Origin of the sequence: Arthrobacter sp. UYCu712 (assembly GCF_040547005.1) — a bacterium.
Taxonomy (GTDB): Bacteria; Actinomycetota; Actinomycetes; order Actinomycetales; family Micrococcaceae; genus Arthrobacter.
The window spans coordinates 54,048-67,439 of record NZ_JBEPOZ010000002.1; the positions used below are offsets into that span (position 1 = coordinate 54,048).

The 13,392-nt window shown below is 67.0% G+C and carries 15 protein-coding genes; 4 read left to right on the top strand and 11 right to left on the bottom strand.

From position 1 onward, the window contains the following. Nucleotide 1 precedes the first annotated feature (1 nt). Both ABIB51_RS02220 and ABIB51_RS02225 read left to right on the top strand, forming a co-directional pair. Nucleotides 2-508: a MarR family winged helix-turn-helix transcriptional regulator gene (locus tag ABIB51_RS02220; RefSeq protein ID WP_354185042.1), complete on the top strand. Its 507-nt coding sequence runs from the start codon at nt 2-4 to the stop codon at nt 506-508. 10 nt (nt 509-518) lie between these two features. Continuing rightward, nucleotides 519-947, top strand: coding sequence for a DUF1761 domain-containing protein (locus tag ABIB51_RS02225; RefSeq protein ID WP_354185044.1), 429 nt, complete (start codon nt 519-521; stop codon nt 945-947). A gap of 109 nt (nt 948-1,056) precedes the next feature. On the opposite strand, the gene ABIB51_RS02230 is transcribed toward ABIB51_RS02225, so the two are convergent. From ABIB51_RS02230 to ABIB51_RS02245, 4 genes are all read right to left on the bottom strand, one after another. Next, nucleotides 1,057-1,836: an enoyl-CoA hydratase gene (locus ABIB51_RS02230; RefSeq protein WP_354185046.1), complete on the bottom strand. Its 780-nt coding sequence runs from the start codon at nt 1,834-1,836 to the stop codon at nt 1,057-1,059. A 61-nt stretch (nt 1,837-1,897) separates the two neighbouring features. Further along, complete coding sequence (gene mmsB, locus ABIB51_RS02235; RefSeq protein WP_354185048.1) at nt 1,898-2,860, bottom strand: 3-hydroxyisobutyrate dehydrogenase; 963 nt, start codon at nt 2,858-2,860, stop codon at nt 1,898-1,900. After that, the gene (locus ABIB51_RS02240) at nt 2,853-3,947 is read right to left on the bottom strand and encodes an enoyl-CoA hydratase/isomerase family protein (RefSeq protein WP_354185050.1); all 1,095 of its coding nucleotides are present in this window, start codon (nt 3,945-3,947) and stop codon (nt 2,853-2,855) included. The genes mmsB and ABIB51_RS02240 overlap by 8 nt, the downstream gene beginning before the upstream one ends. Beyond that, complete coding sequence (locus tag ABIB51_RS02245) at nt 3,947-5,446, bottom strand: CoA-acylating methylmalonate-semialdehyde dehydrogenase (protein ID WP_354185052.1); 1,500 nt, start codon at nt 5,444-5,446, stop codon at nt 3,947-3,949. Before ABIB51_RS02245 ends, ABIB51_RS02240 begins: the two co-directional genes overlap by 1 nt. A 131-nt stretch (nt 5,447-5,577) precedes the next feature. Between ABIB51_RS02245 and ABIB51_RS02250 the strand changes: the two genes are divergently transcribed. Together ABIB51_RS02250 and ABIB51_RS02255 are read left to right on the top strand one after the other, a co-directional pair. Beyond that, nucleotides 5,578-6,384, top strand: coding sequence for an exodeoxyribonuclease III (locus ABIB51_RS02250; protein WP_354185054.1), 807 nt, complete (start codon nt 5,578-5,580; stop codon nt 6,382-6,384). 31 nt (nt 6,385-6,415) lie between these two features. Beyond that, nucleotides 6,416-7,276 (top strand): DUF8083 family protein, encoded by an 861-nt coding sequence (locus tag ABIB51_RS02255; protein ID WP_354185056.1) that lies wholly within the window; start codon nt 6,416-6,418, stop codon nt 7,274-7,276. 87 nt (nt 7,277-7,363) lie between these two features. Here the strand turns inward: ABIB51_RS02255 and ABIB51_RS02260 are convergent, their stop codons facing one another. The 7 genes from ABIB51_RS02260 to ABIB51_RS02290 all read right to left on the bottom strand — a co-directional run bounded on the left by ABIB51_RS02260 (nt 7,364) and on the right by ABIB51_RS02290 (nt 13,386). Next, the gene (locus ABIB51_RS02260; protein ID WP_354185058.1) at nt 7,364-8,413 is read right to left on the bottom strand and encodes a LacI family DNA-binding transcriptional regulator; all 1,050 of its coding nucleotides are present in this window, start codon (nt 8,411-8,413) and stop codon (nt 7,364-7,366) included. 101 nt (nt 8,414-8,514) lie between these two features. Beyond that, complete coding sequence (locus tag ABIB51_RS02265; protein ID WP_354185060.1) at nt 8,515-8,769, bottom strand: hypothetical protein; 255 nt, start codon at nt 8,767-8,769, stop codon at nt 8,515-8,517. Between the two features lie 10 nt (nt 8,770-8,779). Further along, nucleotides 8,780-9,667, bottom strand: a complete 888-nt coding sequence (locus ABIB51_RS02270) for a carbohydrate ABC transporter permease (protein WP_354185062.1) — start codon at nt 9,665-9,667, stop codon at nt 8,780-8,782. Then, nucleotides 9,664-10,701 (bottom strand): carbohydrate ABC transporter permease, encoded by a 1,038-nt coding sequence (locus ABIB51_RS02275; RefSeq protein ID WP_354185064.1) that lies wholly within the window; start codon nt 10,699-10,701, stop codon nt 9,664-9,666. The genes ABIB51_RS02270 and ABIB51_RS02275 overlap by 4 nt, the downstream gene beginning before the upstream one ends. 7 nt (nt 10,702-10,708) lie before the next feature. Beyond that, complete coding sequence (locus tag ABIB51_RS02280; protein ID WP_354185066.1) at nt 10,709-11,992, bottom strand: ABC transporter substrate-binding protein; 1,284 nt, start codon at nt 11,990-11,992, stop codon at nt 10,709-10,711. Nucleotides 11,993-12,214: 222 nt separating this feature from the next. Continuing rightward, entirely contained in the window at nt 12,215-12,826 is a 612-nt protein-coding gene (locus ABIB51_RS02285; RefSeq protein ID WP_354185068.1) for a hypothetical protein, read from the bottom strand. After that, on the bottom strand, nt 12,823-13,386 hold the full coding sequence (locus ABIB51_RS02290; RefSeq protein WP_354185560.1) for a DUF6286 domain-containing protein: 564 nt from the start codon (nt 13,384-13,386) through the stop codon (nt 12,823-12,825). Before ABIB51_RS02290 ends, ABIB51_RS02285 begins: the two co-directional genes overlap by 4 nt. Nucleotides 13,387-13,392 lie beyond the last annotated feature (6 nt).

The window sequence follows — 13,392 nt, forward strand, 5'->3', positions numbered from 1 at the left end:
TGTGGGCACGCCGCTGCCGCGCGATCCGATCGCGGATGCCCGGCTGAACTGGGAGCGTCACGGCTGGTCCGGCGTCGCCGCCCCGATGGCCGCCATCACGGCCATCATGCGGACCCAGCAGATCCTGCTGGCCCGGATCGAGGGCGCGCTCCGGCCGTTCGGCCTGACGTTCGCCCGGTATGAACTGCTGGCCCTGCTGAGTTTCGCCCGCAGCGGCGCGCTGCCGATGAACAAAGCGAGTGCGCTGCTGCAGGTCCATCCCACCTCGGTGACCAACGCCGTCGACCGGCTGCAGGACGCCGGGCTGGTGCTCCGCTCCCCGCACCCCACCGACGGGCGGACCACGCTGATCGAGCTCACCCCGGAGGGCCGCACCCTGGCCAAGAGTGCCACCGCGGTGCTGAACTCCGAGGTCTTTGGCCGGTCCGGGTTCGCGGAGCAGGACGTTGACGAGCTGATCCGGATCCTGGGAACTTTCCGCCGCAACGCCGGCGACTTCACCGACTGAGGAGAACACAATGATTCCGGAGATCAACTTCTGGGGCGTGCTGGTGGCCACCTTGTCCAGCATGGTGGTCGGGTCCGCCTGGTACACGCCGAAGGTGTTCGGCAACTACTGGATGCGCGTCGCCAAAGTCACGCCGGGCGGGGATTCCAAGGCCGCCGTCAAGCCCATCCTGATCACCCTCGTGGTCAGCTTTGTCACCGCCTGGGTGCTGGCAGGGTCCGCCGCCATCTCGCAGCACTTCTATGGCGGCAACTTCCTGGCGAACAGCCTGATCACGGCGGTGATCCTCTGGGCCGGGTTCACCGCGGCGCGTTTCATCACCCACGACGCGTTCGAAGGCCGGCCGGCCGGCCTAACGGTGCTGAACTGTGCCCACGAGCTGGTGACCCTGGGGGTCATGGCACTCGTCATCGGCTTGTTCGGGATCAGCGTGGCGTAACCCCGCGACGCGCTTATTGGCTGGCCGCGCGGAATGCCCTGGCGCGGCTGGAATTCCAGCCGCGCCAGGGCATTTGCGCGTCGCAGGATGGTTTGCGCGTCGCAGCTGGCTAGCGGTGGTTGAATTCCGGCTGGCGCTTCTCGCTGAAGGCCGCCATGCCTTCCTTCTGGTCCTCGGTGGCGAAGAGCGAGTGGAAAATCCGCCGCTCGAACAGCACACCCTGGGCCAGGCCGGTTTCGAAGGCCGCGTTGACCGCTTCCTTGGCCACCATCGCCACCGGCTTGGACTTGGAGGCGATCACCTCGGCAGCCTTCAGGGCCTCCTCGACGACGTCGGCGGCCGGCACCACGCGTGAGACCAGCCCGGAGCGTTCGGCTTCGCTGGCATCCATGAAGCGACCGGTCAGGATCATGTCCATCGCCTTGGACTTGCCCACCGCGCGGGTGAGGCGCTGCGATCCGCCCATGCCGGGCAGGACGCCCAGGTTGATTTCCGGCTGGCCGAACTTGGCGTTGTCCCCGGCGATGATGAAATCGCACATCATGGCTAGCTCGCAGCCGCCGCCGAGGGCGAAGCCGGATACGGCCGCCACGACGGGGATCCGGAGCCTGGTGAAGTCTTCCCAGCCGCGGAACCAGTCGGCCGCATACATGTCCATGTAGCCCTTGGACTGCATTTCCTTGATGTCCGCCCCGGCGGCGAAGGCCTTCGCGGAGCCGGTCACCACCACGGCCCCCACGTCAGGGTCCGTGTCCATCGCGGTCACGGCGGCCACGAGTTCATCCATGGTGGCCTTGTTGAGGGCGTTCAACGCTTCGGGCCGGTTGAGCGTCACGAGGCCGACCCGGCCGCGGCGCTCGACCAGGATGTTTGCGTACTGTTCCGTCATGCGGGTCCCCTGTCGGGTTGTCTTTCGGATGGTCTTGGGTCAGGACTGATGGGCCGGGCCGCTAGGATGCGGACTTGTCCCGGATGTCCGTGATGATGCCGGAGAAGTCCCGGCCGGCACCGCCCTCTGCGGCAAAAGTATCGTAGATTTCGGACGCCAGCGGCCCCAGCCGGGCGGCGACGCCGGTGCTTTCGAGGGCATTGAGCGCCAGCCTGAGATCCTTCGCCATGAGGGCCCCGGCGAATCCGGGCTGGTAGTCCCGGTTGGCGGGGCTCGTGGGGACCGGTCCCGGCACGGGGCAGTTGGTGGTCAGCGCCCAGCACTGGCCCGAGGCCGCCGAGGCGACGTCGAAGAGTGCCTGGTGCGTCAGCCCGAGCTTCTCGCCGAGCACAAAGGCCTCGCTGACGGCGATCATGGAGATTCCGAGGATCAGGTTGTTGCAGATTTTCGCGGCCTGACCGGCACCGTGTTCCCCGCAGTGGACCACGCGTCTGCCCATGACTTCCAGCATTGGCTTGACCGCTTCGAAGTCATCGGGCAACGCCCCGACCATAAACGTCAGGGTGCCGGCCTCGGCCCCCACGACGCCGCCGGAGACGGGCGCGTCCACGGCCCGGTGGCCGGCGGCGACGGCCAGTCCGGCAGCCTCGCGGGCCTCGTCGACGTTGATTGTGGAGCAGTCCAGGAACAATGTGCCGGGCGCGGCGGTCTCCAGGAGGCCGGGCTGGCTGGGCTGTCCCGGCTGGCCCGGCGTGCCGCGGTAGGCGTCCAGCAGGTGTTTGCCGCTGGGCAGCATGGTCAGCACGACGGCGGCACCCGCCACCGCTTCGGCCGCGGCGTCAGCGGTGGCGATGCCGTGCGCCCGGGCGGTTTCGAGGGCCGCCGGCACGACGTCGAACCCGGTTACGGTGTACCCGGCCTTGACGAGGTTGCTGGCCATCGGCCCGCCCATGTGGCCCAGGCCGAGGAACGCGATGGTGCCTGTAACAGAGGCTCCTGCTTCAGCCTGTAGTTCGTCAGACATGGTCCGACTCCTTTGAAGAAAGCTTCAGTTCGCGGTCGCCCAGCGGCGCAAAGTACGCCTCGACGTCGCCGCGTCCGACCTCCGACAGCGTGGCCGGCTGCCAGTGCGGCGTCCGGTCCTTGTCCACCACCTGGGCGCGGATGCCCTCGCGGAAATCGGGGCCGGCAACGAAGCGCAGCCCCACCCGGTATTCCTGGGCCAGGGCCTCCGCCAGGCTGAGCCCGCGGACCCGGCGGAGTGACGCCAGGGCCACCTTGACCGCCGTCGGCGACTTGGCCTCGATTGTGTCGGCGACATCGGCTGCTTCCCCGGCACCATCTGCGCCCATGGCGCGGAGCCGGCGCAGGATCTCTTCGGCGTCGTCGCTCGAGTAGCAGGCGTCGATCCATTCCTGCTGCGCCGCCAGTGCGGAGCGCGGCGCCTCTTCGGTGAACCGTGCGACGGCGGAGTCCGCCGCCTCGTGCTCCAGCGCCGCCGCCAGTTCGGCCAGGCTTTCGGACGGCACGAAGTGGTCCGCCAGCCCCAGGAAGAGGGCGTCCGCGCCGTCCAGGTGCGCGCCGGTGAGCGCAGCGTGGGTGCCGCTCTCCCCCGGCGAGCGGGAAAGCAGCAGGGTTCCGCCGACGTCGGGGACAAAACCGATGGTGGTTTCGGGCATGCCCATCCGGGTGCGTTCGGTGACGACCCGGACCGAGCCGTGCGCGGAGATCCCTACGCCTCCGCCGAGCACCAGCCCGTCCATAAACGCGACGTAGGGTTTGGGGTACTCGGAGATCAGCAGGTTCAGCCGGTACTCCTCCGCCCAGAACTCGGCTGTGGCCTGGCCGCCGTCGAGCATGTCGCGGTAGATCGCCACGATGTCCCCGCCGGCGCACAGCCCCCGTTCGCCGGCTCCGCGGACCAGCACCGCGGCCACGGCGTCGTCGTCCGCCCACTGTGTGAGCTGGTCCAGCATGGCCGATGCCATGCCCGCGGTGAGCGCGTTGACGGCCTTGGGCCGGTTGAGCGTGACCACGCCCAGCCGGCCGCGCCGTTCGAACAGGACCTCGGCGGCGGGCCCGGATGCGTCCTGGCCCGGCTGCTCCGCCATCAGCTGCCTTCCGGCATAACGAAACTTGCGCCGCTGCGGACGCCGGAGGGCCAGCGGGTGGTGACGGTCTTGGTCTTCGTGTAGAAGCGGAAGGCGTCGGCGCCGTGCTGGTTGAGGTCGCCGAAGCCCGACGCCTTCCAGCCGCCGAACGTGTAGTACGCGATCGGCACCGGAATGGGAACGTTGATGCCCACCATGCCCACTTGGACCCGGCTCGCGAAGTCCCGGGCGGCGTCGCCGTCGCGGGTGAAGATGGCCACCCCGTTGCCGAACTCGTGCTCGCTGCACAGCCTCAGGGCCTCGTCGTAGTCTTCCGCGCGGAGCACGCTCAGCACCGGGCCGAAGATTTCCTCCTTGTAGATCTTCATGTCCTTTGTGACGTTGTCGAAGAGGGTCGGGCCGATCCAGAAGCCGCCGTCGTAGCCCTCGACTTTGAGTCCGCGGCCATCGGCCACGAGGCTGGCGCCTTCCTCGACGCCGGAGGCGATGTAACCCTCGATCCGCTCCAGGGCGGAGGCCGCCACAACGGGGCCGAAGTCCGAATCCTTGGCGAGGCTGGGGCCGACCTTGAGGTCCGCGATCCGCTCCTGCAGCTTCTCCACGAGGGCGTCGGCGGTCTTTTGGCCGACGGGCACCGCAACCGAGATCGCCATGCACCGCTCGCCGGCGGAGCCGAAGCCGGCCCCGATCAAGGCGTCTGCGGCCATGTCGAGGTCAGCGTCCGGCATGATCACCATGTGGTTCTTGGCGCCGCCGAAACACTGGGCGCGTTTGCCGTTGGCCGCGGCGGTCGCGTAGATGTACTGCGCGATCGGCGTGGACCCGACGAATCCGATGGCCTGGACCCGGGGGTCTTCCAGCAGCGCGTCCACGGCTTCCTTGTCGCCGTTGACCACATTAAACACACCGTCGGGGAGGCCTGCCTCGCTGAAGAGCTCGGCCAGGCGAAGCGGAACGGACGGGTCCCGTTCTGACGGCTTGAGGATGAAGGAGTTGCCGGCGGCGAGGGCCGGGCCGGACTTCCAGAGCGGGATCATGGCCGGGAAGTTGAACGGCGTGATGCCGGCGACGACGCCGAGCGGCTGGCGCATCGAGTGCACGTCGATGCCGGTCCCGGCGCTGTCCGAGAACTCGCCCTTGAGCAGGTGCGGGGCGCCGGCGGCGAATTCCACGACTTCGATGCCGCGCTGGATGTCGCCCTTGGCGTCGGGGAAGGTCTTGCCGTGCTCTGAGGACAGCAGGGTGGCGAGCTCATCCATGTTCTCGTTGACGAGGTCAACGAACTTGAGCAGGATCCGGCCGCGCTTCTGCGGGTTCATGGCGGCCCATTCGAGCTGGCCCTTTTCCGCGCTGGCAATCACGTTGCGCACTTCCTCTGCGCTGGCCAGCGGCAGCCGGGCCTGGACCTTTCCGGTGCAGGGGTCATAGACGTCGCTGAAGCGCCCCGAGGTGCCCTCCACCCGCTGGCCGTCAATGTAATGGGATAGTTCGCGAACCATGGTCGAATGCTCCTTTGCATGTGATCCAGATCATCTTTGATCCTGAATATACTCGGACTTCCTACTAATTTCCAGAGAGCCGCCCTCCGCCGCCGCTTCGCCCGGCAGCCAAGTTCGGTAAGTTAGGGACTGTGAAGATTGCTACCTGGAATGTGAACTCCCTCCGCGCCCGAGCCGACCGTGTGGAAGCCTGGCTTCAGCGCACCGACTGCGATGTCCTGGCGATCCAGGAAACCAAGTGCAAGGACGACAACTTCCCGTGGGAACTGTTCGAGAGCATGGGCTACGAGGTGGCGCACTTCGGCCTGAGCCAGTGGAACGGCGTCGCGATCGCTTCCCGGGTGGGCCTTGACGACGTCGAACGGACGTTCATGGACCAGCCAGCCTTCGGCAAGAACGGCAAGGACGCTGTCCAGGAGGCCCGCGCAATCGGCGCCACGTGCGGCGGCATCCGCGTCTGGAGCCTCTACGTGCCCAACGGCCGGGCCCTCGATGACGAGCACATGCCCTACAAACTGAGCTGGCTGGACACGCTGAAGACCCATGCCGAGGGCTGGGTCAAGGATGATCCCAAGGCGCAGATCGCGTTGGTGGGCGACTGGAACATCGCGCCGCAGGACGACGACGTCTGGGACATCGACTACTTCCGCGCCGAGGGCCTCACCCACGTCAGTGAACCGGAACGGGCCGCCTTCCATGCTTTCGAGGACGCCGGATTCCAGGACGTTGTGCGCCCGCACACGCCCGGCCCCGGCGTCTACACCTACTGGGACTACACCCAGCTGCGTTTCCCGAAGAAGGAAGGCATGCGGATCGACTTCGTCCTGGCCTCCCCTGCTTTGGCTACCCGTGTCACCGGTGCGGCGATCGACCGCGAGGAGCGCAAAGGCAAGGGCGCCTCGGATCATGCACCGGTCATCGTGGAGCTGAACGGCTGATGACCGCGGGCCAGGGAAGCGGCGTGCTCCGATGACGGGAAACCTCTATCGGGGACAGGCCGGCCTGCCGTTCTCATCTGCCCTGCGGATCTTTGAGCCGCTGGAGGCTTTCCCGGCGGACCAGCAGGGCGCCCTGCGGACGGCCGGAGACCGGAGCGCTTCCCGCGCTGCGGTAGAGAACGCCGAACTGCTCGCTTCCCTTGGCCGGATCACCCGTCCGGGCGGGGACCCGTTCCCGACCGGACGGACCGACCTGGTGCGCATTGTCACCGCGGCGCCGCCGAACGGCACACCGGACAGATTGCTGTATTGCCCGAGCCAACTGGTGCTCCGCGCCGGCCTCGCAGCAAACGCGCTGATGGAAGGGATCCACGGTCCCTTGGCCCAGCTGCTGATCCCGGAGGAACAGCGCGACAGGCACCAGGAACGCATCGATGAAGCGCGCTCCCACGCCGGCCTGGGCCGGGTCCACACCCGGGCGTCCACGTGGGGCATCCCGTTCAGCTGGTTCTGCCTGTTCCAGGAATCGGACCCCACGGACGTGGTGGAAGCCGACGGTCACATCGTCACCGTGCGGATCCGCGCAACCATCTCGGAGGCGCTGGAAAGGGTCCGCTATGCGGTGGCCCATCTGGCCCTGGCCGCTCCCGATCTGGACATGCTTGAGGACCTCACCCAGCTCACCGAATGGCTTGAACTCTTCCACCCGGATTCGGTGGCGGAACTCGACTACGGCGCAGTGGCGGACAAGGTCTACCCGGATGACTCTCCGTTGGACGTGCGGCTGGGCATCGAGTGCCTGGCCGAGGGCGATATGACCGGCGCGGCCGCCGCGTACCGTCGGCTGGCGTCCCGCTGGATCCCCATCCGGCAGCTGGCCCGCGCTTCCTGACCGGCGTCCCGGGCCTGCCACGCCGTGGGCGGACAGATCATGGGCGGACAGATCTCGGGCGGACTGATCCTGGGCGGGCAAGTCCGCCTAACGCGGCGGCGCCGTCGTTCGCCTGACGATCAGCCGGTGCGGCGCGACGGTGGAGCGGACCGCCCCGGCGGCGCCGTCGAGTTCGTCGAGCAGCATTTTTGTTCCCAGCTCGGCCTGCTCGTCGGGGCGCTGCCCCACCGTGGTGAGTCCCATGGCGTCTGAGAAGTCGTGGTCGTCGATGCCGACGACGGACAGGTCCTCCGGGACCCGGACGCCCACCCGGTTCGCCTCGAAAATGACCCCCATGGCCATCTCGTCCGACGCGCAGAAGATGGCGGTTGGCTTCGGGCCGGGGCGGTCCCAGAGCCGGTTGAACGCGTCCTGGCCGCTGCGGACGGTGAAGTCCCCCCACTCGTCCCATTCCGGCCGGACATCGAGGCCCGCTTCCGCCATCACTTCCTGGAAGGCCCGGATCCGGACCCTTGGGACGTCGAAGTTCAGGTCGGTCTCGTCGTCGCCGTGCAGCAGGGCAATCTGCTTGTGCCCGAGGCCGATGAGGTGGCGCACCGCGGTTGCGGCGGCGGCGTAGTCGTCAATTCCGATGTAGGGGCACTCCTCCACATGTCCTCCCACCACAACGAGGGGGATATCGATCTTCTGGAGATGTTCGATTTCCTCGTGGGTCAGAGCCATACAGAGGACCAGGAGCGCGTCGATCTGCTTGTAGACCATGGTCTTGCTGAAGAGCCGCTCACGGTTGCTGCCGTGGCCGCCGAGATTGAAGAGGGAGAGGTTGTACTGGCGGGCGTGCAGTTCCCGGTCAGCTCCCTCGATCGCCTTGGAGAAGAACCAGCGGCTGACGAACGGGGCCAGCACGCCGATAGTTTTGGTCCGGCCCGTTGCCAGGCCGGACGCCGAGGACGACGCCACGTAACCCAGGTCGTCGGCGATGCCCAGGATCTTCTCCCGCGTCGCCGGTGAAACCCTGGGCAGGCCGCGGACGGCCCGGGACACGGTGGCGGTGGAGACTCCGGCTGCGGCTGCCACGTCCTCGATGCTGACCCCGGAGTGGCCTCCCCGCTGCGCTCTGTCCGTTGTCCGTGCCACCGTGTCCCCTTGTCGACTCTCCGCGGGATCGCCTGAGCGCGCCGTCCGCAGAACTGCATTAACTGGCCTCCCCCGCGGCAACAAAGCTGATCCCCTTGTCCTCAGCCGCGTCTGGTGGCCGTCCTCCGGGGCAGGCGGCGGCGCAGCCGGATCATCCCGTAGAGCGCCAGCACCGAGGCCAACAGACCCAGGGCCCAGCCAAGGGCCGGCTGCGCGGTCACCTCCATCCAGACGGTGACCACCAGCAGCACCACGGTCCAGAAGCCCAGGAACCCGATGATGATGTCGAAGTCCTCTCCGGAGCGCACCTTTCGACGCGCCCCGGTCACGTGGCCCTGGTTCTGTCTGCCGGTCATGGCGCAGCCGTCACTTGACGGCGCCGGCAGTCAGGCCGGCCACGATCTTGCGCTGGAAAACCAGCACCAGGATGACCAAGGGAATGGTCACAATGGTGCCTGCGGCCATGATCGCGGTGTACGGGACCTGGTTGGGCTGGGCGCCGGCGAAGCTGGCAATGGCCACCGTGACCGGCTGGGTTGCGTCGCTGGAAAGCTGGCTGGCGATCAGGAACTCGTTCCAGGAGGAGATGAACGCCAGGATGGCCGTGGTGAAGATGGCCGGAGCCGCCAGCGGCATGATGACCTTCCGGAACGCCTGCCCCTGGGTACATCCGTCCACCCGGGCCGATTCCTCGAGCTCCCACGGCATCTCCCGGAAGAAGGACGTCATGGTGTAGACGGTCAGCGGCAGCACAAACGAGATGTTCGGGATGATCAGGGCCTGGTAGGTACCCATCCAGCCGATACTCGTGAACAGCTGGAACAGCGGCGTGATGAGGGCGACGCCGGGGAACATGGAGGCCCCCAGGATGAAGCCCAGCACGAGGTACTTGAACCGGAAGTTCAAACGTGCCAGCGCATAGGCGGCAAACACGCCGATCAGCAGCGAAACGATGGTCACCACGGCACCGATGAACAAGCTGTTGAGCAGCGCCTGCCCGAAGTGGTTGCCGAAGGACGTGTCGAAGGCCGTCTTGAAGTTGTCCAGCGTCACGTGGGTCGGCAGCAACGAGGTGTCGTAGGTGAAGCCGACGTCGCGGAACGCCGTCACCACCATCCAGTAGGCCGGCGCCAGGCACCAGATGAGGATCACGGCCGCACTGACGTACGTGCGGCCCTGGGCCCACTTTTCCCGGTTCTGCGCGGCCTTGCGTCCCCGGTCCTGCTCTGCGCGTAGTTCGGTCGCGGCGGTCATTTCTTCCCCTTACCTGCGCCGGTCTGCTGCTCCACGACGTTCGCTCCGAGGAACCGGACGAAGATGAAAGCGACAAGAAAGATGATGATGAACGTGATGGTGGACAATGCCGCGGCCGCATTGAACCCTTGCCTGATCTGGTTGATCACCAGGATCGACAATGTGGTGGTGTTGTTGGCCCCGCCGGTGAGGATGTACGGGAGGTCGAACATGCGCAATGCGTCCAGGGTGCGGAACAGGATGGCCACCATCAGCGCCGGCTTCACCAGCGGCAGGGTGATCATCCGGAACCGCTGCCAGGCGGTGGCGCCGTCGACTTTTGCGGCCTCGTAAACCTCGGCGGGAATCATCTGCAGGCCGGCGAGAATCAACAGCGCCATGAATGGCGTGGTTTTCCAGACATCCGCGATGATCACCGCCCACCGGGCCGGCCATTCACTTCCGGTCCACAGGATGGTGGTGTTGAAGAGTTTGTTGCCGATGCCTTCGAACGCGAAGATGAACAGCCACAGCTTGGCCGTGACGGCAGTGGGGATGGCCCACGGCACCAGGACGGCTGCGCGGACCAGGCTGCGGCCCCTGAAGGACCGCGCCATGATGACGGCCATCCAGAAGCCGAGAATCGTCTCCAGGGTCACAGTGACGATGGTGAAGAAGAAGGTTGTCGCAGTGGCGGACCAGAACTGCGCGCCGAGCGTTCCCGGCGGACATGCCACGGTTCCGCCGCCCGGAGCGGCACACTGCTGGGCCAGCCAGTTGACGTAATTCGAGAAGCCGGCCGGGCCGCCGGCGGTGAAGAGACCCGTGACGGGGTCGAGGCCTGCGTCCTTCTGGAACGACATCACGATGGCGCTGATGATCGGGTAAACGATCACGACCGCGAGCGCGAGGATGGTCGGCGCCAGCAGCCAGGCAGCCCAGCGTCCCTGGCTCGCGATGACGTTGTCCTCCCCGACGCCCTTGGGTGCGTGGTGGACCGGTGTCCCGCCCGACGCCGGTTCCTTGACCGGCGTCGGGCCCAATTCGGTTGCCATGATGGACCTACTGTCCCGCGCTAGCGGACTCGATGGACTTCTGCATGTCGGAGAGCGCCGACTCGACGGTCTTCTCGCCCTTGATGGTCGAGTACGCGTTCTCCTGGATGGCCTTGGTGACGGCCGGGTAGAACGGCGTAACCGGGCGCGGGACGGCGTTTTCGATCGAGGTCTTCAGCACGGGCAGGTACGGCAGCTTGGCCACGAGTTCCTGGTCGTCATAGAGGCTGCCGAGCACCGGGGCGAGCGAACCCTGCGTGGCGAAGAACTTCTGGTTTTCTTCCGTGGTGAGGAACTTCAGGAAGTCCAGTGCCGTGGCCTTGTTCTTCGAGTAGACGCTGACTGCCGCGCTGTGGCCGCCGAGCGACGAGGCGCCGGGACCGTCCTTGCCCGGGAGGGCGGCCATACCCAGAACGTCCTTGACCTTCGAGGAACCTTCGGTGGTGGCCAGGTTGTAGACGTAGGGCCAGTTGCGGAGGAACAGCAGCTTGCCGTCCTGGAACGCCTGGCGGCTCTCCTCCTCCTGGAAGGTGATGGCTTCCTTCGGGATGTTGCCGTCGGCGTATGCCTTGGCCAGGTTTTCGAGGCCGGCCTTGGCCTCGGGCGTGTTCAGGCTCGGCTTGCCGTCCTTGTCCAGCACGGACCCGCCGGCGGAGTTGATTGCCTCGGAGGCGTTGACCGTCAGGCCTTCATACTTCTTGAACTGGCCGGCGTAGCAGCCCATGTTGTTGGCCGTCGCGATGGAGCACATGCTCATCATCTCGTCCCAGGTCTTCGGGGGCGTGGGGACCAGGTCCTTGCGGTAGTACAGGATGCCGCCGTCGGATGATTCCGGTGCCGCGTAGAGCGTGCCCTTGTAGGAGGCGGCCTCGACGGTCGGCTTCAGCATCTTCGAGGTATCGAGCGCCATCTTGTCCTTGAGCGGCTGCAGCCAGCCCTTGGCGGCGAACTCGGCGGTCCAGACGACGTCGACGCTCGCGACATCGTAACCGGCATCCTTGGCCTGGAAGTGCTGGACGAGGTCGTCGTGCTGCTGGTCGGCGTTGTCGGTCTGTTCCTTGAAGGTGACCTTCTCGTTCGGGTGGGCGGCGTTCCACTTTTCGATCAGCGGGCGGACCACGTTGCTGTTGTCCTTGCCCTGCACGTACGTGATGGGGCCGCGGGCGTCGAGGCCCTGCTCGGCGTCGCCACCGCCAGCCGTCGTGCCGCCGCCCCCGCCTCCACAGGCCGAAAGGGTTAGGGCCAAAACGCCTGCCGTGGCTACGGGAAGTAGGAACTTAGGGGTTTTCATACTGGAGGGCTCCTCGCTGAGTACCGGTAAAAAGGCGGTGCTGTTGTTGTGTCGACCATCACACTAATCAACACTCGGTGAGGAATGCAAGCGTTTACATCACTCTTTATCAAAAGGAGATGCCTGCCCCGCAGGCCTGGGCCCGCACCGGTACGGCGTTATCACCGCGGCAGGAGCGGTGCCGGCGACGCGCGGAAATATTGCCTGGTCCTCACCGCGGCCTCAGCGGACGCGTTCTGCCCGGCCGAACCTCGACCGCGCCCCGGAGCCGATGTGGATGAGCACCGGAGTCCGCTTGCCGATCACGGCGTCAAGCGCCTCCACGAGGGCCGAAACTTCTGCGGCGAGGGTATGCGGGGCAACGCCCTGGCGTGGCTGCACACGGATCTTCAGTGCCGGTTCGCCACGGATCTCATAGGTGGCGACGGTGGCTCCGGCGAGGTCCGGACGGTCGGCCAGCGCTGCCCGTAGTGCCTGCTCGGCCACCCCGCCGCCGATCCGGACGTTCCCGGGCACCTCTCCCGGGTCCTCTTCGGCCACCAGGAGGTCCGCCCGGCCTTTGCCCTGCTGGGCAACCCAGGCCACCATGGCTCCGACCACCACGAGCAGAAGCAGCACCAGCACAATCCACAGCCAGCTCTCCTGCCGGCCGGGGAAGCGCGTGCGCTCAAAGAGATCACGCCAGTTGCTCCATGCCCCGGCGGACCAGCCCTGCCACCAGCGGCCGACGGCCGGAACAGTGGCCAGCAGGACCAGCAGGGTGCCGACGCCCAGGAAGCCGAGGCCCACAATGCCGAGCAGGATCCGGTTGAGGAGTCTGGGGGTGCTGTTCATGCGCCGATCACTCCCGCCGAGGCCACGTTGATCCGGACTTCAGGCATCGGGGACGGGCCCATCTCCCGGAGTTCGTCCTGGACTGCCGCCTGCACAGCGTCCGGGCTCAGCGGGACCCCGGACGTGGGGCGGACGTTGACGAGTACGCGGCTTTGCGACACGATCACCATCACTTGCTCCTGGGCCACATTGGCGGCCAGCCGTGCCCTGCGGGCCAGCGCGGAGGCAATCACTTCGTCGTCCACCACGACGGCAGCGCGGCGGTCCCGCAGCAGGTGCCGGGCCCTGCGGCCCGGCAGTACGGCATTGAGGAAGAAGAACAACCCGGCCATGATCACGACGGCGCCGAGGGCACCGAGCAGGAGCGGCGGAACCCCGCCGGGGAGCGCCACGACCTGCTCCGCGGCAGTTTCGGGGTTCACGAGCCAGGGTGGCTGCCCGATGGCGCGGACTGCCGTTTCGAGCAGGGCGTAGCCGCACAAGGCTATCACCAGGACGGCGGCGATGACGGCGGCGGCGGCCCGTGAGGAACTGGTTTCGCGCTTCAGGATCCATTCCATTCCCGC